The organism is Pseudomonas sp. P1_A1 (assembly GCF_056406935.1).
Map to the genome: position 1 here is coordinate 280274 of NZ_JBFTZE010000006.1, position 20038 is coordinate 300311.

The 20038-nt window shown below is 60.8% G+C and carries 15 protein-coding genes; 13 read left to right on the forward strand and 2 right to left on the reverse strand.

Annotated elements, in window-relative coordinates; all coding sequences use genetic code 11:
• Positions 1-454: 454 nt before the first annotated feature.
• From AC1D2Q_RS11890 to AC1D2Q_RS11940, 11 genes are all read left to right on the forward strand, one after another.
• A complete protein-coding gene (locus AC1D2Q_RS11890; protein ID WP_477813288.1) occupies positions 455-1543 on the forward strand; it encodes a 3-deoxy-7-phosphoheptulonate synthase in 1089 nt (362 codons plus the stop codon).
• Between the two features lie 276 nt (positions 1544-1819).
• The gene (locus AC1D2Q_RS11895) at positions 1820-2701 is read left to right on the forward strand and encodes an esterase/lipase family protein (protein ID WP_019649160.1); all 882 of its coding nucleotides are present in this window, start codon (positions 1820-1822) and stop codon (positions 2699-2701) included.
• A 95-nt stretch (positions 2702-2796) separates the two neighbouring features.
• A complete protein-coding gene (locus AC1D2Q_RS11900) occupies positions 2797-3078 on the forward strand; it encodes a peptidylprolyl isomerase (protein ID WP_175378130.1) in 282 nt (93 codons plus the stop codon).
• 135 nt (positions 3079-3213) lie between these two features.
• Positions 3214-5082 carry an extracellular solute-binding protein gene (locus AC1D2Q_RS11905; RefSeq protein ID WP_477813289.1) on the forward strand — a complete coding sequence of 623 codons (1869 nt, stop codon included), beginning with the start codon at positions 3214-3216 and terminating at the stop codon, positions 5080-5082.
• Positions 5082-6143 carry a microcin C ABC transporter permease YejB gene (locus tag AC1D2Q_RS11910; protein ID WP_018927670.1) on the forward strand — a complete coding sequence of 354 codons (1062 nt, stop codon included), beginning with the start codon at positions 5082-5084 and terminating at the stop codon, positions 6141-6143. The genes AC1D2Q_RS11905 and AC1D2Q_RS11910 overlap by 1 nt, the downstream gene beginning before the upstream one ends.
• Entirely contained in the window at positions 6143-7165 is a 1023-nt protein-coding gene (locus AC1D2Q_RS11915; RefSeq protein ID WP_305412210.1) for an ABC transporter permease, read from the forward strand. Before AC1D2Q_RS11910 ends, AC1D2Q_RS11915 begins: the two co-directional genes overlap by 1 nt.
• Before the next feature lie 14 nt (positions 7166-7179).
• On the forward strand, positions 7180-8760 hold the full coding sequence (locus AC1D2Q_RS11920) for an ABC transporter ATP-binding protein (RefSeq protein ID WP_477813290.1): 1581 nt from the start codon (positions 7180-7182) through the stop codon (positions 8758-8760).
• Positions 8761-8804: 44 nt separating this feature from the next.
• A complete protein-coding gene (locus AC1D2Q_RS11925; RefSeq protein WP_477813291.1) occupies positions 8805-10220 on the forward strand; it encodes a sigma-54 interaction domain-containing protein in 1416 nt (471 codons plus the stop codon).
• 282 nt (positions 10221-10502) lie between these two features.
• Positions 10503-11894, forward strand: coding sequence for a GntP family permease (locus AC1D2Q_RS11930; RefSeq protein ID WP_477813292.1), 1392 nt, complete (start codon positions 10503-10505; stop codon positions 11892-11894).
• Positions 11895-11901: 7 nt separating this feature from the next.
• Positions 11902-12675, forward strand: coding sequence for a 3-hydroxybutyrate dehydrogenase (gene hbdH, locus AC1D2Q_RS11935; RefSeq protein WP_477813293.1), 774 nt, complete (start codon positions 11902-11904; stop codon positions 12673-12675).
• Positions 12676-12828: 153 nt separating this feature from the next.
• Entirely contained in the window at positions 12829-14784 is a 1956-nt protein-coding gene (locus tag AC1D2Q_RS11940) for an acetoacetate--CoA ligase (protein WP_477813294.1), read from the forward strand.
• Positions 14785-14924: 140 nt separating this feature from the next.
• On the opposite strand, the gene AC1D2Q_RS11945 is transcribed toward AC1D2Q_RS11940, so the two are convergent.
• Positions 14925-16034, reverse strand: a complete 1110-nt coding sequence (locus tag AC1D2Q_RS11945) for a PilT/PilU family type 4a pilus ATPase (protein ID WP_477813295.1) — start codon at positions 16032-16034, stop codon at positions 14925-14927.
• A gap of 119 nt (positions 16035-16153) precedes the next feature.
• On the opposite strand from AC1D2Q_RS11945, the gene AC1D2Q_RS11950 reads away from it, so the two are divergent.
• Positions 16154-18691 carry a PAS domain-containing hybrid sensor histidine kinase/response regulator gene (locus tag AC1D2Q_RS11950; RefSeq protein WP_477813296.1) on the forward strand — a complete coding sequence of 846 codons (2538 nt, stop codon included), beginning with the start codon at positions 16154-16156 and terminating at the stop codon, positions 18689-18691.
• Positions 18692-18757: 66 nt separating this feature from the next.
• Positions 18758-19033: a peptidylprolyl isomerase gene (locus tag AC1D2Q_RS11955; RefSeq protein WP_007933743.1), complete on the forward strand. Its 276-nt coding sequence runs from the start codon at positions 18758-18760 to the stop codon at positions 19031-19033.
• Between the two features lie 65 nt (positions 19034-19098).
• Here the strand turns inward: AC1D2Q_RS11955 and AC1D2Q_RS11960 are convergent, their stop codons facing one another.
• Complete coding sequence (locus AC1D2Q_RS11960) at positions 19099-20034, reverse strand: sugar kinase (protein WP_477813297.1); 936 nt, start codon at positions 20032-20034, stop codon at positions 19099-19101.
• Between the last annotated feature and the right edge of the window lie 4 nt (positions 20035-20038).

The following is a 20038-nucleotide window of genomic DNA, read 5'->3' on the forward strand; positions in this document are numbered from 1 at the left end:
CCCTCTCACCGCTTCGTACCGCCAGCGCCCCGCGCTCGGTTGCGGCTGCCCGGGCAAATGACGTTTGTGCTTCGGTCAGCTTTTATTTTGGGTATTGGTTTAGCCACTGGCGCGCCTGATACCCACACGGCGCCCACTTTAAACGGGTCGCCACCAGAGAATTCTCAACCCCCGGTCGGCCTCCCGACCGGGGGTTTTGTTTTTTCAGCCCTGAACCTTTTTAGCGTCACACCAGACATCTAGGAGTTTTGAATATGAATTACGCCACTTATTACCGTTACGACACTTTTACCGCCTGGCGATTTACCAGCTTCCGCTCGGGACAGCCTGCCGCCTCCGATCGGTCACCCACAGGTGGCAAGCACACACACGCAGCCAATCCGGCCAATTGTCGAACACCCCACTAGGGCCGAGCGCGCGGGACGAACCCGCCGCCAGCCCAGGAAGCCCGAATATGAACTCGTCCGTCTCTGCTCTGCCGCTGTCCACCTTGAGCCCTGCCAATGAAGCGCTGACCTTGCGTCTGCCCAGCTCATTGCAACTCAAACAGCAACTGCCACTCAGCAATGCCCTGACCCAACAAGTCGCCGCCCACCGCCAGGCCGTCCGCGCGATCCTCAACGGTGAAGACTCCCGTCTGCTGGTAATCGTCGGTCCCTGCTCGATTCACGACCCGCGCTCAGCCCTCGAATACGCCGCCAACCTGGCCCGTCTGTCTGCACGAGTCAGCGACGAGATGCTGTTGGTGATGCGCGCCTACGTCGAAAAACCCCGCACCACGGTCGGCTGGAAAGGCCTGGCCTACGACCCACACCTGGATGGCAGCGATGACATGGCGGGCGGTTTGACCCTGTCCCGCGAATTGATGCGCGAAATGCTCCAACTCGGCCTACCCGTTGCCACCGAGCTGCTGCAACCGATGGCCGCCGGTTACTTTGACGACCTGCTGAGCTGGGTCGCGATCGGCGCCCGTACCACCGAATCGCAGATCCATCGGGAAATGGCCAGCGGCCTGAGCATGCCGGTAGGGTTCAAGAACGGCACCGATGGTGGTGTGGCTGTCGCCAGCGACGCCATGCGCTCGGCCGCTCATCCGCACCGTCATTTCGGTGTCGACAGCCAGGGCCATCCTGCGATTATCCAGACACCGGGCAACCCCGACACTCACCTGGTATTGCGCGGTGGCCATCGCGGGCCGAACTACGACCGCGACAGCATCGCCAATGTGCACAGCGACTTGACCAGGCTCAAGATCCCGGCGCGGATCATGGTCGACTGCAGCCACGCCAACAGCGGTAAAGATCCGTTGCGTCAGCCCGCCGTGTTCAACGACGTGCTTGAACAACGCCTGCAAGGTGATCGCTCGCTGGTCGGCATGATGATTGAGAGTCATCTGTTCGAAGGCTGCCAACCATTGAGCCCTTCGTTGCGGTATGGGGTGTCGGTAACGGACGGCTGCCTTGGCTGGACCGGGACGGAACAATTGTTGTTGCAGGGAGCCGAGCGACTTCGTGCACAACGAAGCACTCAACAGCCAAAGTAAGCTGTGGCGCCGAGATCCGCGATGCAGCGCGATCGGGTCGGTCTACGCGGAAAAATGACCTACCAGAGGTAGGTCATTGAAAGAAATATCTCGGCCATCGTTAAAAAGATGTCCGGATATTCCGACCAAGACCTCACGCTCATTCGAGTTTTCGTACGATTTCTATTCCGTTTTCATCAGGTTACAGCGGTTTTTTCATACATCGCCGAGCAGTGGCTGTGCTTTAGAGTGCCCCCCATGAGCACACACCTGACTACTCCGAAAAAGGAAATGTACATGCTACGGAATGCAACCACTGACTATCCGATCCTGCTGGTCCACGGGCTCTTCGGCTTCGATCGCATCGGCAAACTGGAACTGTTCCATGACGTCAAACAGGCCCTGAGAAGCGCCGGCGCGAGGGTTTTCATCCCGCACCTGTCGGCGACCCACAGCAATGAAACCCGTGGCGAACAGTTGCTGGTGCAGATCGAACGGGTACTGCAAGGAACCGGTGCAAGCAAAGTCAATCTGATCGGTCACAGCCAGGGTGCATTGGCTGCACGATATGCGGGGGCGCTGGCGCCACAGGTGGTCGCTTCGGTGACATCGGTCAGCGGGCCGAACCACGGCTCGGAACTGGCCGATTTCCTGCGCAAGGCGCTGACACCCGGGCGCCTGCCGGAACAGGTCGCCGGGGCGGTGGCCACCCTGTTCGCCGACTTCCTGTCGTTGCTCAGCGGCAACCGGCACCTGCCGCAGAACGCCATCGCCGCACTCAACGCGCTGACCACCGAAGGCGTCGGCGCATTCAACGACAAGTACCCTCAAGGGTTGCCGAAAACCTGGGGCGGCAAGGGTCGCGAACTGGTGAACGGCGTGCGCTACTACTCCTGGAGCGGCACCCTGCAGGGAAACATCCTCGACGAAGGGCTCTATGCGCTCAACCCGCTGCACGGGTTCCTGCGGGCGTTCTCCCACTACTTCACCACCGAAGCCGAGCAGAATGACGGCATGGTCGGCCGGTTCAGCTCCCATCTGGGTAAAGTGATCCGTTCCGACTATCCGCTGGATCATCTGGACAGCCTCAGCCAGACCACCGGTCAGGTCCGTAAGGGCATCGACCCCATTGACCTGTATGTGCAACATGCCGAACGCTTGAGAAATGCCGGCCTTTAGGCAATGCCTCAAGCCGGACGGCATTTTGAGAAGAAATAGCCCACTGAATCCGGTAGGCTCCGCACTTTACTGAACATTGAATGGAGTATTTTCCCATGGCCAAAGCCACTGCCCGCCACATCCTGGTTTCCAGCGAAGCCAAGTGCAACGAACTCAAGGCCCAGATCGAAGCCGGCGCCGATTTCGCCGAAGTCGCCAAAGCCAACTCCACCTGCCCATCGAGCCGCCAGGGCGGTGACCTGGGTTCGTTCGGTCCAGGCCAGATGGTCAAGGAATTCGACACCGTGGTTTTCAGCGCGCCAATCAACGTGGTGCAAGGCCCGGTCAAGACCCAGTTCGGCTACCACCTGCTGGAAGTGACCAGCCGTCAGGACTGATCAACCCTTGGGTTTCCTGCACAACGGCCCGCCTTTTGGTGGGCCGTTGTGTTTTCGTTACGTGATACGGCTGGCGAGGGACGCGCCGCTAGCGTACAAATTGTGCTTATCGATCACCCGGCTCTAAGGCTGACAATGCGACTGGCTTTCCCCACTTTACTGTTCACTGCCGTGGCCCTGCTGTTGGGCGCCGCCGGTGTGAGCGCTGCACCGCAACAGGCGTTGACCGTGTACGGTGAACCGGCGAAGTATCCCGCCGGTTTCAGTCATTTCGATTACACCAACCCGCAAGCGCCCAAGGGCGGCACGATGCGTCGCTCGGCGCTGGAAATCGGTCATTTCGACCACGTCCTGCCGTACATCGACAAAGGGATTGGCGTTACACAAGTCGATGGCTGGATCTACTCGCCCCTGGCCGTGCGTTCACTGGACGAACCCTACACCGTGTACGGCCTGGTGGCGCAGCAGATGGAGCGTTCCGACGATGGACTGTCCCTGCGTTTCTATCTGAACCCGCAGGCCCGTTTCGCCGATGGCAAGCCGATCACCGCCGAAGACGTGCGCTACACCTTCGACCTGTTGATGACCCAGGGCAGCCTGCGCTATCGCACGCAATTCGCCGACGTCAAAGGCGTCGAAGTGGAATCGCCGCGAACCATTCGGTTCGACTTCAAGAGCAACGAAAACCGCACCCTGCCCCTCGACATCGCCACTTTGCCGGTGCTTCCCGAACACTGGTGGAAGACCCGCGACTTCGCCAACGGTGGCGGTTACGAGCCGCCGCTGGGCAGCGGGCCGTACCGCGTGAGCAAGGTCGACTCAGGGCGCAGCATCACCTTCGAGCGTAACGCCGACTGGTGGGCCAGGGATTTACCGGTCAGCCGCGGCCTCTACAACTTCGATCATTTCAGCATCGAGTACTTCGGCGACACCGACGTCGCCCGTCAGGTCCTGCGTGGCGGCGCCTATGACTACAACCGCGAGTTCTCCGCCACCGCCTACTCCATCGGCTACGAGAGTCCGGCCTTGCGCGACGGTCGCCTGCAAAAAGCCCACCTGGCAACGCAGGCACCACAACCGTCCCAAGGCTTTGTGTTCAACCTGCAAAACCCGATGTTCCAGGACCGCCGCGTGCGCCAGGCACTGGCCATGCTCTGGGACTTCGAGTGGAGCAACCGGCAGATGATGCGCGACCTGTACATCCGCCAGCAGAGCTTCTTTTCCAACACCGACCTCGCCGCCCGACAACTGCCCGACGCGGGTGAGCGGGCGATTCTCGAACCGCTGCGCGGGCAGATCCCCGACGAAGTCTTCACTCAGGTCTTCGAAGCACCGAAAACCGATGGCAGCGGCGTGATTCGCGACAAACAGTTGCAAGCCCTGGACCTGCTCGAACAGGCTGGCTGGAAACCCGATGGCGATCAACTGGTCAACGCCGAAGGCCAACCGCTGAGCTTCACCTTCCTGATCAGCCAGAACGGCATGGACCGATTGCTGCTGCCTTACAAGCGCACCCTGAAACAAATCGGCATCGACCTGAACATTCGTCGCATCGACGCCTCCCAGTACGTCAACCGCCTGATGTCCCGGGACTACGACATGATCGTCACCGGCTACCCGGTCACCAACTCGCCCGGTAACGAGCTGTACAACTACTTTGGCTCGGCGGCGGCCAGCGATCCGGGCTCCAACAACTACATGGTGCTGAAGAACCCGGCGGTCGATACGTTGATCAACGGCCTGGTTCGGGCCAACACCCAGGCCGACATGCTGCGCTACGCCCATGCCCTGGACCGTGTCCTGCAATGGAACTTCTATTGGATTCCCAACTATTACCCGCCCGGCAGTTCGACCGTGTGGTGGAACCGCTTCGGCATTCCCTCTGTACAAGCAAGCAATGACGAAGCCATCGAGAGTTGGTGGGAAGTCAGCTCCACACCCCTGACCAACGAACAGATGACCGCCGAACTCATCAAGCGCGGCAAATCCGGAGGGTCGCACTGATGTGGGCTTACGTACTGCGGCGCTTGCTGCTGATCATCCCGACTTTAGTGATCATTCTTCTGGTCAACTTCGCCATCGTCCAGGCCGCGCCCGGAGGCCCGGTGGAACAGGCCATCGCACACCTGCAAGGCATCGGTGGCGCGAGTGTCGGCGGCGGTTCCAGTGAGACCATGCACGGCAGCTCTCGGGCCAGCCGTGGGCTTGATCCGCAGCTGATCAAGGAGATCGAAAAGCAATACGGCTTTGACAAGCCAGCACCGGAACGCTTGTGGCTGATGCTCAAGAGCTATGCCCACCTCGACTTCGGCAAGAGCTTTTTTCGCGGCGCCACGGTCACCGACCTGATCCTGGATAAAATGCCGGTGACCATTTCCCTCGGGCTCTGGGCGACGCTGATCACTTATTTGGTGTCGATTCCGCTGGGCATCCGCAAGGCCGTGCACCACGGCAGTCATTTCGATATCTGGAGCAGTACCGCGATCATCATCGGTTACGCGATGCCGGCGTTCCTGTTCGCGATGTTCCTGATCGTGGTCTTCGCCGGTGGCACCTCGTTGAACTGGTTTCCGGTGCGCGGCCTGGTCTCGGACAACTTCGATTCGCTGTCGACGGTAGGCAAGATCGCCGATTACTTTTGGCACCTGGTGCTGCCAGTAACGGCGTTGGTGGTCGGCGGCTTCGCGACCCTGACCATCCTCACCAAAAATTCCTTCCTCAATGAAATCACCCGCCAGTACGTGGTCACCGCCCGGGCCAAGGGCTTGAGCGAACGCCAGGTGCTTTACGGCCATGTGTTTCGCAACGCCATGCTGCTGGTGGTCTCGGGAATTCCCCAGGCCTTTATCAGCGTTTTCTTCGCCGGCTCGCTGCTGATCGAGGTGATTTTCTCCCTCGATGGCCTGGGTCGCATGAGTTACGAAGCGGCGGTATCGCGGGACTATCCGGTGGTCTTCGGTTCGCTGTTCATCTTCACCTTGTTCGGCCTGCTGATAAAAATCATCGGTGACCTGTGCTACACCCTGGTCGACCCGCGTATCGACTTCGCCGCGAGGAACGCCTGATGTTCAAACTCTCGCCGCTGGGCCGTCGCCGTTTTGAACGCTTCAAGAAGAACCGCCGGGGCTGGTGGTCGTTGTGGTTGTTTATCGGTTTGTTCCTGCTGACCCTGGGCGGCGAACTGATCGCCAATGACCAACCGCTGGTGGTCAGTTATCAGGGCTCGCTGTACTTCCCGGCGTTCAAACGCCACACCGAGCAAGAGTTCGGCGGCCAGCTGCCTTTTCAGGCCGATTTCCGCAGCGATTACGTGCAGAAGCTGATTCACAAGGGCGACGGCTGGATGCTGTTTGCGCCGATCCCGTTCAGCGACGACACGCCCAATTACGATCTCAATCAACCGGCGCCAAGTCCGCCGTCGAAGGTCAACTGGCTGGGCACCGACGATCAGGCCCGGGACGTGCTGGCGCGAGTGATTTTCGGGGCACGGGTGTCGATCCTGTTTGCGCTGATGCTGACGTTTATCAGCGCCTTGATCGGTATCGCCGCCGGTGCATTGCAGGGCTATTACGGCGGCTGGGTCGACTTGCTTGGTCAGCGCTTGCAGGAAGTCTGGTCGGGGCTGCCGGTGCTGTACCTGCTGATCATCCTGTCGGGCTTCGTCGAGCCGAATTTCTGGTGGCTGTTGGGGATCATGGCGCTGTTTTCCTGGCTGGCGCTGGTGGACGTAGTGCGCGCCGAGTTCCTGCGCGGCCGTAACCTGGAATACGTCAAGGCCGCCCGTGCGCTGGGCCTGACCGACCGCAAGGTGATCGTGCGGCACATTCTGCCCAATGCGATGAATGCGACCCTGAGCTATCTGCCGTTCATCCTGACCGGGGCGATTTCCACCCTCACGGCGCTGGATTTCCTCGGTTTCGGCATGCCGGCCGGCAGTGCGTCCCTGGGCGAGTTGATCGGCCAAGGCAAGCAGAACCTGCAAGCGCCGTGGCTGGGGCTGACGGCGTTTTTCACCCTGGCGCTGATTCTTTCTTTGCTGGTGTTCATTGGCGAGGCGTTGCGTGATGCCTTTGACCCTCGTTCTTGAAGCGGACTGGTGATATGACTGACAACCTGATCGAAATCCGTGACCTCAATGTAGCCTTCAGTGGCCAGACCGTGGTGCGCAACCTGTGCCTGGACATCCACCCCGGCGAATGCCTGGCGCTGGTCGGCGAGTCCGGATCCGGCAAGTCGGTGACCGCCCACTCGATCCTGCAACTGCTGCCCGAAAACGGTACGCAAACCACCGGCAGCATTCGCTATCGCGGCCAGGAATTGATCGGCGCCGACGCTAACGTCTTGCGCGAACTGCGCGGTAACCGGATCGCGATCATATTCCAGGAGCCGATGACCTCCCTCAATCCGCTGCACAGCATCGAGAAACAGATCGGCGAAACCCTGCTGCTGCACAAAGGGCTGGGTGGCAAAGCGGCGCAAGCGCGGATTCTCGAATTGCTGCAACTGGTGGGCATCCAGAAGCCCGAAGAACGGCTCAAGGCCTACCCTCATCAACTGTCCGGCGGCCAGCGACAACGGGTGATGATCGCCATGGCCCTGGCCTGCGAACCGGAATTGCTGATCGCCGACGAGCCGACCACCGCGCTGGATGTGACGGTGCAGCGCAAGATCCTGCGGCTGCTCAAATCCCTGCAACAGCAGCTTGGCATGTCGCTGCTGCTGATCAGCCACGACCTCAATCTGGTGCGCAGCATGGCCCAGCGCGTCTGCGTGATGCACGCCGGGGAAATCGTCGAGCAGGCACCTTGCGAAACGCTGTTCACCGAGCCGAAACACCCTTACAGCTGTGTGCTGCTGAACGCCGAGCCGGAAGGTGAAGCCCTGCCCCGGGACGAGCGTGAAAACGTGCTGGAAGTGGAGAATTTGCAAGTGCAGTTCACCCTCGGTGGCGGGCTGTTCCAGCGTAAGACGTACCTGCGCGCAGTGGACGGCATCAGCCTGAACGTTCAGCGCGGCAAGACCCTGGGCATCGTCGGTGAGTCCGGTTCAGGCAAGTCCACGCTCGGTCAGGCGATCCTGCGCTTGCTTGATTCCGAAGGCAGCATTCGCTTTCAGGGGCAGGCGCTGGATGGCCTGACGCAAAAGCAACTGCGGCCATGGCGCAAGAAGATGCAGGTGGTATTCCAGGACCCTTTCGGCAGCCTCAGCCCGCGAATGTCCGTGGCGCAGATCATCAGTGAAGGCCTTGAGGTCCATAGCCAGTCCACCCCTGCCCAATGCGAGGCCCAGGTCATCCGGGTGCTGGAAGAAGTCGGCCTCGATCCGCAAAGCCGTCATCGCTACCCGCACGAATTTTCCGGCGGGCAACGCCAGCGCATCGCCATTGCCCGCGCGCTGGTGCTCAAACCGGCGCTGATCCTGCTCGACGAACCGACCTCGGCGCTCGATCGCACGGTGCAAAAACAAGTGGTCGCCCTGCTCCGCCAGCTTCAGGAGAAATATGGCCTGACCTACCTGTTCATCAGCCACGACCTGGCGGTGGTGCGTGCCCTGGCCCACGACATGATCGTGATCAAGGACGGCAAAGTGGTGGAAAGCGGCGCCAGCCACACGGTGTTCGACTCGCCGCAGCATCCGTACACCAAAGAGCTGTTGGCGGCGGCGCATCCGGGGTTGGCATAATCCCTGCGATCTTTTGATCTTGATTTCCAAAAATGGACACCCCGATGAACACCACCGAAAGCCTCAAGGACTACCAGCGCGTTCGCACCCTGGCGATCCGCTCGCTGTTCGAGATCATCGAGCAATCGAGCGAAGGCACGGTGATTGTCGACCGCGATGCGAACATTGTCTGGATGAACGAGCGCTATGCCCGGCGATTCGGCCTGGAGTCGGCCGCAGGTGCCATCGGCAGGGCCTGTGAAAGCGTGATCCCCGGCAGCCTGTTGCGTGAGGTGGTGCGCACCGGACGGCCGATCCTGCTGGACATGCAAGACACCCCCAAGGAACCGCTGGTGGTGATGCGCCTGCCGATTCACGACGATGCCGGCGCGGTGATCGGCGCCATCGGTTTTGCCCTGTTCGACGAATTGCGCAGCCTGTCGCCAATGCTCAAGCGCTACCTGAGCATGCAGGAAGAACTGGCGTCCACCCGCTCGCTGCTGCGGGCGCGACAGACCAAGTACAACTTCGCGCACTTCATCGGCACCAGCGCCGCCAGCCTCGAAGTCAAACGCCGCGCCCGACGCAGCGCCAGTGCAGAGTCGCCGGTGTTGTTGCTCGGTGAAACCGGCACCGGCAAGGAACTGCTGGCCCAGGCGATCCACGGCGCATCGCCCCGAGCCCACAAAGCTTTCGTCAGCATCAACAGCGCAGCGATTCCCGAGTCGCTGCTGGAAGCCGAGTTCTTCGGCACCGCGCCCGGTGCGTTCACCGGCGCCGATCGCAAGGGTCGCGCCGGCAAGCTGCAGATCGCCCAGGGCGGCACGCTGTTTCTCGACGAAATCGGCGACATGCCGCTGCCGCTGCAAAGCAAGTTGCTGCGGGTGTTGCAGGAAAAGGAATTCGAACCGGTGGGCTCCAACGAAGTGATTCAGAGTGATGTGCGAGTGATCGCCGCCACCTCCACCGACCTGGTGGCGGCGATCAAACGCGGCGAGTTTCGCGCCGACTTGTATTACCGCCTCAACGTGCTGCCAATCCAGGTCCCGCCCCTGCGTGATCGCCTCGACGACCTGCCGGCCCTCAGTGAAGCGATCCTTGAGGAACTGCGCAGCCAGCACGAATTGAATCGCGAAGCCCTGGAATTGTTGGGGCAACACGCCTGGCCAGGGAACATTCGTGAACTGCGCAACGTGCTGGAACGGGCGGCGTTGCTCAGTGATGACTTGATGCTGAACGCGGCGGACATCCGCGCGGCGATTGGCAGTTTTACCCCGGTGGAGCGTGCGGCGCCTCTTCCCCTTGAGCCGATTGCCCATGAAACCTTCAGTGAGGCTCGCGAACGGTTTGATCGGCAGTTGATTGAATCGACCCTCGCGCAATGCGGTGGGAAGGTGATCGAAGCGGCGGCGCGGTTGGGGCTGGGGCGGTCGACGCTGTACAAGAAGATGCTGGCGCTGGGGATTGCAGAGTCTCTGTAAAGAGACATGCGTCTCTATTTGTAGATGGATTTTCAAGATCAAAAGATCGCAGCCTTCGGCAGCTCCTACGGTGAATTCCGCGTTCCCCTGTAGGAGCTGCCGAAGGCTGCGATCTTTTAAGGCGCCAAATCGTCTCCGAATAGAGACAAAAATCCTCCACAACATTCATAAAAAAGTATAAATCTTTTATATTTCAATAACTTAGATATCTGGCACGAAACCCGCTATAGCCCTCCCACCAAGCTTCACCCTACAAAAATAACAATCCTGGAGAGACACACCATGAGTGTGATCATTGCCTTGGCAGCCCTCGCGCTGCTGATGGTGGCTGCTTACCGTGGCTACAGCGTTATCCTCTTTGCCCCGATCGCCGCCCTCGGCGCCGTCCTGTTCACCGACCCTTCCGCCGTTGCCCCTGTCTTCACCGGGGTGTTCATGGAAAAAATGGTCGGTTTCGTCAAACTGTATTTCCCGGTGTTCCTGCTCGGCGCAGTGTTCGGCAAGCTGATCGAGTTGTCGGGTTTCTCCCGCTCCATCGTCGCAGCAGCGATTCGCTTGCTCGGCACTCGCCAGGCGATGCTGGTGATCGTGCTGGTCTGCGCCTTGCTCACCTACGGCGGTGTGTCGCTGTTTGTGGTGGTGTTTGCGGTGTACCCGTTTGCCGCCGAGATGTTCCGCCAGAGCAATATTCCCAAACGCCTGATCCCGGCGACCATCGCCCTCGGCGCGTTCTCGTTCACCATGGACGCCCTGCCTGGCACGCCGCAGATCCAGAACATCATCCCCAGCACCTTCTTCAATACCACCGCCTGGGCGGCGCCGTGGCTGGGGGTGATCGGCACGATTTTCGTGTTCTGCGCCGGCATGCTGTTTCTGCAGCGCCAGCGCAACAAGGCCCAGCGCAGTGGTGAAGGCTATGGTTCAGAGCTGCGTAACGAGCCGGAAACCGCGCCGGACATCAAACTGCCTAATCCCTGGGTCGCGCTGTCCCCGCTATTGATGGTGGGCCTGATGAACCTGCTGTTCACCCGCTGGATTCCTGTGTGGTACGGCAAGACCCACAGCCTTTCGCTGCCGGGCATGGCCGCCCCGGTGACCACCGACATCGCCAAGCTGACGGCGATCTGGGCGGTCCAGGCGGCCTTGCTGGTGGGCATCGTCATGGTGCTGGTGTTCGGCTTTCAGGCGATTCGTGGCAAGTTGGCCGAAGGCAGTAAAAGTGCGGTCAGCGGCGCATTGCTGGCAGCGATGAATACTGCATCGGAATACGGTTTCGGGGCGGTGATCGCCTCGTTGCCGGGCTTCCTGGTGCTGGCCGACTGGCTCAAGAGCATTCCCAACCCGTTGGTCAACGAAGCGATCACCGTGACCTTGCTGGCCGGCATCACCGGCTCGGCGTCGGGTGGCATGAGCATCGCCTTGGCGGCGATGTCCGAGAGTTTCATCAGCGCCGCCCACGCCGCCAATATTCCGCTGGAAGTGCTGCACCGGGTCGCTGCGATGGCCAGTGGCGGCATGGACACCCTGCCGCACAACGGCGCGGTGATTACCTTGCTGGCGGTCACCGGGTTGACCCACCGCGAGGCCTACAAAGACATTTTCTGTATTACGCTGATCAAGACACTCGCTGTTTTTGTGGTGATCGGTACTTTCTACGCCACTGGCATTGTGTGAGGTATTCATGACGACTCTTTCGGGCAAGACCGCACTGGTCACCGGTTCCACCAGCGGCATCGGTCTGGGGATCGCCCTGAGCCTGGCCAAGGCTGGCGCCAACCTGATCCTCAACGGTTTCGGCGATGCGTCCGCGGTGATTGCCGAGGTCGAACAATTCGGTGGCAAGGTCGGCCATCACCCCGCCGACGTCAGCGACCCGGCGCAGATCGCCGACATGATCGAGTACGCCGAGCGTGAGTTCGGCGGCGTGGATATCCTGGTCAACAACGCCGGCATCCAGCACGTGGCGTCGGTGGAAGATTTTCCGGTGGAGCGCTGGGACTCGATCATCGCGATCAACCTGTCATCGGTGTTTCACAGCACCCGCTTGAGCCTGCCGGGCATGCGTACCAAGGGCTGGGGCCGCATCATCAACATCGCTTCGGTGCACGGCCAGGTCGGTTCGGTGGGTAAAGCGGCGTATGTCGCGGCCAAGCATGGCGTGATCGGCCTGACCAAAGTGGTCGGCCTGGAAACCGCCACCACCCACGTTACCTGCAACGCCATTTGCCCAGGCTGGGTGCTGACGCCGCTGGTGCAGAAGCAGATTGATGATCGCGCCGCGACCGGGATCGACCCGCAGCAGGCGCAACACGACTTGCTGGCCGAGAAACAGCCGTCCCTGGAATTCGTAACGCCGCCGCAGCTGGGTGAGTTGGTGCTGTTTTTATGCAGCGAAGCGGGTAGCCAGGTGCGTGGCGCGGCGTGGAATATAGATGGTGGGTGGTTGGCGCAGTAGCCTGCCGCCAGCCCCCTGACAATGATCGTTCCCACGCTCCGCGTGGGAATGCCTCAATGGACGCTCTGCGTCCGCTTTTGGGACGCGGAGCGTCCCGGGCTGCATCCCCACGCGGAGCGTGGGAACGATCTGACTAGAAAAAGAGGCCAAGCCATGTCCGACATCCTCTGGCAACCCGGCACCGAGCGCATCGGCAAGAGCCGCATGGAGGCCTTCCGGCGTTTCGTCAATCAGCGACACACCCTTGGGATCGCCGACTACCCTGCCCTGCACCAATGGAGCATCGACCAGCGGGAAGCCTTCTGGCAGGCGATCGTCGATTTCTTCGACATCCGTTTTCACGATCAGCCAGACGCGGTGCTGATCGAGGGCTCGCAAATGCCCAGCGCCCAATGGTTCCCCGGCGCTACCTTGAACTTCGCCGAACACCTGCTGCGCCGTCGCGACGATGCCGTGGCAGTGGTCGCCATCGGTGAAAACGGCCAACGGGAACAGCTGACCTGGGCCGAACTGGCAAGCCACGTCGCCGGTTTTCAAAATAGCCTGAAAGCCGCCGGTGTCGGCCTCGGCGACCGCGTGGCGGCGTGCATGCCGAACACCTGGCAAACCCTGGTGGCCATGCTCGCCACCACCAGCCTGGGTGCAATCTGGTCCTGTTCTTCACCGGATTTCGGCACCCACGGGGTGATCGATCGCTTCGGCCAGATCGAACCGAAAGTGCTGATCACCTGCGCCGGTTACCGCTACGCCGGTAAAGAGATCGACCAGAGCACCAAGGTCAATGAAATCCTCGGACAGTTGCCGTCATTGCAGCAATTGATTGTTGTGCCTTATGCGCGTCCTCAAGCGCGCATCGAGGATTTCCACTGCCAGGCCAACGTGACGCTGTGGGACGATTTTTACGACCCGGGCGGCGAGCCGCAATTCGTTCCCGTGCCCTTCGCCCATCCGCTGTACATCCTCTATTCCAGCGGCACCACCGGCGTACCGAAGTGCATTGTGCACGGCACCGGCGGCGTGCTGCTGCAACACGTCAAGGAACATGGCCTGCACACCGACCTCGGTGCCGGTGACCGTTTGTTCTACTACACCACCTGCGGCTGGATGATGTGGAATTGGCTGGTCTCGGCGCTGGCCGTCGGCAGCGCCGTGGTGCTGTATGACGGCTCGCCGTTTCATCCAGGGCCGGAGCGCTTGATCGACCTGATCGACGACGAACGCCTCAATGTCTTCGGCACCAGCCCGAAATTCCTCACTGCGCTGGAAAGCAATGGCTTGAAGCCGTGCGAAAGTCATGACCTGAGCAGTCTGAGAACCATCCTGTCCACCGGCTCGGCGCTGTCGCCGCAAAGCTTCGATTACGTCTACGGCGCATTCAAGTCCGACCTGTGCCTGTCTTCGATGTCCGGTGGTACCGATATCGTATCGTGCTTTGTGATTGGCAACCCGGTCCTGCCTGTGCGCCGTGGTGAGATGCAATGCAAGAGCCTGGGCATGGCGGTCGAAGTGTGGAACGACGATGGCAAGCCTGTGATCGGTGAAAAAGGCGAGCTGGTGTGCACCCGACATTTTCCTGCCATGCCCATCGGCTTGTGGAACGACCCGCAACAGGAAAAGCTGCGCGCCTCATATTTCAGCCTGTTCCCCGGTGTCTGGGCCCAGGGCGATTACGCCGAACAACTGCCCCATGGTGGCATGCTCATCCACGGCCGCTCCGACGCAGTGCTCAACCCCGGCGGCGTACGCATCGGCACGGCGGAAATCTACCGTCAGGTGGAGAAAGTCCCGCAGGTGCTGGACAGCGTCGCCATCGGTCAGCAATGGCAGGATGACGTGCGAGTGGTGCTGTTCGTGCGTTTGCGCGACGGCGTCGAGCTGGACGAAGCGCTGCAACAACAGATTCGCCAGGTCATCCGCGCCAACACCACGCCACGGCATGTGCCGGCGAAGATTGTCGCGGTGACGGACATTCCGCGGACCATCAGCGGCAAGGTGGTCGAACTGGCGGTGCGCAACGTGGTGCATGGCCAGAAGGTGAAGAACACCGATGCACTGGCCAACCCCGAAGCCCTGGAGCAATTTCGAAACCGCCCTGAACTGAACGACTGAAATGCGCCACATCGAACTGAACGACTGAAATACGACCCCTGTAGGAGCTGCCGAAGGCTGCGATCTTTTGATGTTTAGCGATTCATCTGACGCCAAAGTCAAAAGATCGCAGCCTTCGGCAGCTCCTACGGGGGTAGACGTCAGTCCATTAGACCCCATTCACCCGGCGGCGTATGGGGACCGGGCGTGGCCTCGGCGTGCATTTTCAGGCGCAAGCGCAGGTTGTTCACCGAGTCGGCATGTTTCAACGCCTCTGCCTCATCGATCGCGCCCTCGGCAAACAACGCGAACAGCGCCCCGTCAAACGTCTGCATCCCCACCTCTGAAGACTTCTCCATAATCCCCTTGAGTTCGCCAAACTCATTGCGCCGGATCAGGTCGCCGATAGTCGGCGTGCCCAGCATCACCTCCACCGCCGCCCGGCGCTGCCCGTCGCGGGTACGCACCAGACGCTGGGACACAAACGCCTTGAGGTTGTTACCCAGGTCGTTGAGCAACTGCCCCCGGCGCTCTTCGGGAAAGAAATTGATCACCCGATCCAGCGCCTGATTGGCGTTGTGCGCATGCAACGTGGAAATCACCAGATGACCGGTATCGGCAAACGCCAGCGCATGTTCCATCGTCTCGCGGTCACGGATTTCGCCGATCAACACCACGTCCGGCGCCTGGCGCAACGTGTTTTTCAGCGCGGCATGGAAACTGCGGGTATCGACGCCGACCTCGCGCTGATTGACGATCGATTTCTTGTGCCGATGGATAAACTCGACCGGGTCTTCAATAGTGATGATATGACCGCTGCTGTGGCGGTTGCGATAATCGATCAACGCCGCCAGCGAGGTCGACTTGCCTGAACCGGTCGAGCCGACGAACAGCATCAACCCTTGTTTGAGCATCACGGTTTCGAGCAGCACCGGTGGCAAGTTAAGGTCTTCGAAGCGTGGAATGTCGAGTTTGATGTTGCGCGCCACGATGGAAACATCGTTGCGCTGCTTGAAGATATTGAGCCGGAAACGCCCGACCCCGGCCAGGGAAAGCGCCAGGTTCATTTCCAGGTCCCGATCGAACTCCTGGCGCTGTTCGGCGTCCATGATGGACGCGGCAATGGCCGCCACTTCTCCCGGCTTGAACGGTTGATCGGTCAGGGCTTTGAGCACACCGTCAAATTTCGCGCTGGGTGGCGCGCCCGTGGACAAGTAAAGATCGGAGCCATTGCGGCTGGCCAGAATCTGCAACAGTGCATCGATTTCCATGGCAAAAAGCACCCGCGAAGCATTCAATGAAAAAAATGACCCCATGCGGGTCATCCAGCGTCTACCGCCTTGCAAGGATAGTAGACGCCGCCACACTGACTCATGCGCAGGACATGTAGATGAACGCACCACCGACCGCCAGCGATGCCCAGGCCTTGATTGCCCGACTGGACTGGACAAACAACCCGCTGGGCGCCGCCGAAAACTGGCCGCAGAGCCTGCGCACCGCGGTGGACATCGTGATCCACTCGCCGATGCCGATGCTATTGCTGTGGGGCCCGCAGCTCACCCAGATCTACAACGACGGCTTCGCCTTCCTCGCCGGCAGCAAACACCCTCACGCTTTCGGACAACCGACGCACCTGATCTGGCCGGAACTCAAAGACTTTACCGACCCGATTTACAGCGCCGTCCTACAGGGTCAGGTGCGGACCTACAGCGAACAGCGCTTCACCTTGCAGCGCGACGGTCGGGATTCCGACTTCTGGCTGGATTTAACCTACAGCCCCATTCGCAATGAAAGCGCCGAGGTTGCCGGGATTCTGGTCACGGCCATCGAAACCAACGAACGCCGCCGCATCGCCCTCGAACTGGAACAACGCTCTGCCGCCAGCCTCAAGGCCCAGCAAGAAACCGAGCAGCGTCTGCAACTGGCACTGGCCGCCACCGATGCCGTCGGCACGTGGGACTGGGACATTGGCGAAGACCGTTTCATCGCCGATGCGCACTTCGCGCAATTGCATGGTATAGATCCGGCCATGGCCAGCCAGTTGCCGATCAGCGAATACCTCCACGGCGTGCACCCGGAAGACCGCGCCATGATCGCCCGCAGCATCAAGCACTGCATCACCCATGGCAGCGAGTACGCCGAGGAATATCGCTTGCTGCAAGCCGACGGCCAGTTGCGCTGGGTGTTTGCCCGGGGTCGTTGCTACAAGGACCACCATGGCCGGCCGATCCGCTTCCTCGGCGCCGCGCTGGACCTGACCGAACGCAAACACATCGAACAGGCCTTGCGCCAAAGCCAGACCGAGCTGCAACTGATCATCAACGCGATGCCGATCCTGATCAGTTATGTGGACCGCGAAGAGCGCTTTCGCCTGAATAACGCCGCCTATCTGGAATGGTATGGCCTGACGCCCCAGGAGCTTTACGGCCGTACCATTCGTGAAGTGCTCGGCGATGAAGCCTATGCCCTGCGCGCCGAACACATCGCCGAAGCGCTGAAAGGCAAGACCTGTTGTTTCAGCATCAGCGCCGATCACCGCGATGGCAGCACCCGCCAGGCCCTGATGAACTACCTGCCACGCCACGGCGCAGACGGCGCGGTGAATGGTTTCTACATCTTCGTGATCGACGAGACCGAGCGCAAACAGACTGAAGAGGCGCTGCGCAACCTCAACGAAACCCTGGAAGAACGCGTGAGCGCTCGCACCCAACAACTGGCCGAAGCCAACCAGCGACTGCAGAACGAGATGTTCGAACGCGAGCGCGCCGAAGACGCCTTGCGCCATGCACAGAAAATGGAAGCGGTCGGCCAGCTCACCGGCGGCATCGCCCATGACTTCAACAACATGCTCACCGGGATCATCGGCAGCCTCGATTTGATGCAGCGCTACATCGCCGATGGGCGCGCGGCCGAGATCGGTCGCTTCACCGAAGCGGCGGTGTCCTCGGCCCATCGCGCCGCCGCCCTGACCCATCGGTTGCTGGCATTCTCAAGGCGTCAGTCACTGGATCGCAGGCCACTGGACGCCAACCAGCTGGTGCATTCCCTGGAAGACTTGCTCAGCCGGACCAAGGGCGATCACATCGAGCTCAAACTGAAGCTGGCCGATGAGGTCTGGCCGGTCAGTACCGATGTCAGCCAACTGGAAAACGCCTTGCTCAACCTCGTGATCAATGCCCGGGATGCGATGCCCGATGGCGGCGAGTTGTTGATCGAAACCGCCAATGTTCACCTCGACGGCAGCGACGTCACTCCGCTGGAGCCAGTCAGGGCCGGGGATTACCTGATGATTGCCGTCAGCGACAACGGTGCCGGCATGACCCCATCAGTACTGGCCAAGGCCTTCGATCCGTTCTTCACCACCAAACCCATCGGCCAGGGCACCGGCCTTGGGTTGTCGATGATCTATGGTTTCGCCCAGCAGTCGGGCGGGCACGTCAGCCTGCACAGCCGGCCTGGCCAGGGCACCAGCGTTCGCCTGTATTTGCCACGGTTGCACGTCGCCCTGCCGGAACACGCTCAGCTGCCGGTCACCGGCGAAGCACCGCCAGCGGTTGCCGGTGAAACCGTGGTGTTGGTGGAAGACGATCCGGCGGTGCGCATGCTGGTGCTCGACCTGCTCAAAGAGTTGGGTTATCACGCCCATGAAGCCGAAGATGCGCAGAGCGCCCTGCCCTTGCTGGAGTCCGACCTGCGGGTCGATCTGCTGGTAACCGATGTCGGGCTGCCGGGCATGAACGGTCGGCAATTGGCGGAAATCGCTCGTCAGCACCGCCCGGAACTCAAAGTACTGTTCATTACCGGTTATGCCGAGAAAGCCGCCGAACGCCAGGGCTTCCTGGAGGAAGGCATGGACATGGTAGCCAAACCCTTTTCCATGGACCTGTTGGCCAACAAGATTCGCACGATGATCGGCCAAGCCGGCTGAGTTAAGGCATAATCGCGCGCCCCACGCTGGCACCAACATAGCCACCACCGTTGCAAGGTACTGCCCATGAAAGCCCAAGCCCGCCATATTCTGGTGAAAACCTCGGAAGAAGCCGAGCAGCTCAAACAACGCATCGCCAAGGGCGAAGCCTTCGATGTGCTGGCCAAGAAATACTCCACCTGCCCGTCCGGTAAACGCGGCGGCGACCTTGGCGAAGTACGGCCCGGGCAGATGGTCGGGGCGATCGATGCGGTGATCTTCAAAAAACCGCTGCGGGTGGTGCATGGGCCGATCAAGAGCAAGTTCGGGTATCACCTGGTGCAGGTGTTTTACCGGGACTGATCGGCTGGCTCGATGTACAGGGTGAGGCTTGCCAAAAAAATCACAGCATCCCCAAAGATTGCATTTCAATCTTTGGGGATCAGTGCCCCCGGAATCTGAATCACCCGACTCGCCAAGCGATGCCCCGCTTCAGCAGCCTCGACCGGGCTCCCACCCTTGAGGCGGCAAGCCAGATACGCCGCGCTGAACGAATCCCCCGCCGCCGTGGTGTCCACTACCCGTTCGACCACCTGCGCCGGCACTTCGAACGACTCGCCGTCACAGCGAATCAGACACGCCTCGGCACCGCGCTTGAGCACCACTTCGGGCGTGCCCATCTGCTCGTAAGCGGCAAACACCGCCGCGTAATCAGAAAAGTGGAACAACGCCTGCTCGTCATCAACCGTCAGCAACGCCAGGTCGACATAAGGCAGCACACGGCGATAAGCCGCCCGCGCGTCCTCGACCGAGGCCCACAGACGTGGTCGATAATTGTTGTCGAACACGATCCGCGCATCCCGCTGTCGGGCTTCGATCAGGGTGTCCAGCAGTTTCTCCCGGCCCTGCTCACCGAGCACCGCCAGGGTGATGCCGCTGAAATACAGCACGTCGTAATCCGGCAGTGCTGCCAGGATCGGCGCGGCCGCCGGGGTGGTAAAGCAATCGCGCACGGCCGCTTCATTGCGCCAGTAGAGAAAACGCCGCTCGCCGGCCGCATCGGTCTGGATGCAATACAGACCGGGCAAGCGACCGGGCAAACGCTGGACCATGCCCAGGCCGATGTGTTCGCTGGCCCAACTCTGGCACATCGCATCGCTGAAACTGTCGTCACCCAGGGCAGTGACGTAATCCACCGTGCCGCCATCGCCCAGTTCACGGGCCAGATAGACCGCGGTGTTCAGGGTATCGCCGCCGAAGCTTTGTTGCAGAGAGCCGTCGGCGCGCTGCTGCAGTTCGATCATGCACTCGCCGATCAGGGCGATGCGCGGAGTGTTGGGGCCCAGGGGGCTGATGTTGTTCATGTTG

Coding starts and splice junctions, on each gene's coding strand:
- AC1D2Q_RS11890 (WP_477813288.1), top strand. CDS start 455: ATGAACTCGTCCGTCTCTGCTCTGCCGCTGTCCACCTTGAGCCCTGCC.
- AC1D2Q_RS11895 (WP_019649160.1), top strand. CDS start 1,820: ATGCTACGGAATGCAACCACTGACTATCCGATCCTGCTGGTCCACGGG.
- AC1D2Q_RS11900 (WP_175378130.1), top strand. CDS start 2,797: ATGGCCAAAGCCACTGCCCGCCACATCCTGGTTTCCAGCGAAGCCAAG.
- AC1D2Q_RS11905 (WP_477813289.1), top strand. CDS start 3,214: ATGCGACTGGCTTTCCCCACTTTACTGTTCACTGCCGTGGCCCTGCTG.
- AC1D2Q_RS11910 (WP_018927670.1), top strand. CDS start 5,082: ATGTGGGCTTACGTACTGCGGCGCTTGCTGCTGATCATCCCGACTTTA.
- AC1D2Q_RS11915 (WP_305412210.1), top strand. CDS start 6,143: ATGTTCAAACTCTCGCCGCTGGGCCGTCGCCGTTTTGAACGCTTCAAG.
- AC1D2Q_RS11920 (WP_477813290.1), top strand. CDS start 7,180: ATGACTGACAACCTGATCGAAATCCGTGACCTCAATGTAGCCTTCAGT.
- AC1D2Q_RS11925 (WP_477813291.1), top strand. CDS start 8,805: ATGAACACCACCGAAAGCCTCAAGGACTACCAGCGCGTTCGCACCCTG.
- AC1D2Q_RS11930 (WP_477813292.1), top strand. CDS start 10,503: ATGAGTGTGATCATTGCCTTGGCAGCCCTCGCGCTGCTGATGGTGGCT.
- hbdH (WP_477813293.1), top strand. CDS start 11,902: ATGACGACTCTTTCGGGCAAGACCGCACTGGTCACCGGTTCCACCAGC.
- AC1D2Q_RS11940 (WP_477813294.1), top strand. CDS start 12,829: ATGTCCGACATCCTCTGGCAACCCGGCACCGAGCGCATCGGCAAGAGC.
- AC1D2Q_RS11945 (WP_477813295.1), bottom strand. CDS start 16,034: ATGGAAATCGATGCACTGTTGCAGATTCTGGCCAGCCGCAATGGCTCC.
- AC1D2Q_RS11950 (WP_477813296.1), top strand. CDS start 16,154: ATGAACGCACCACCGACCGCCAGCGATGCCCAGGCCTTGATTGCCCGA.
- AC1D2Q_RS11955 (WP_007933743.1), top strand. CDS start 18,758: ATGAAAGCCCAAGCCCGCCATATTCTGGTGAAAACCTCGGAAGAAGCC.
- AC1D2Q_RS11960 (WP_477813297.1), bottom strand. CDS start 20,034: ATGAACAACATCAGCCCCCTGGGCCCCAACACTCCGCGCATCGCCCTG.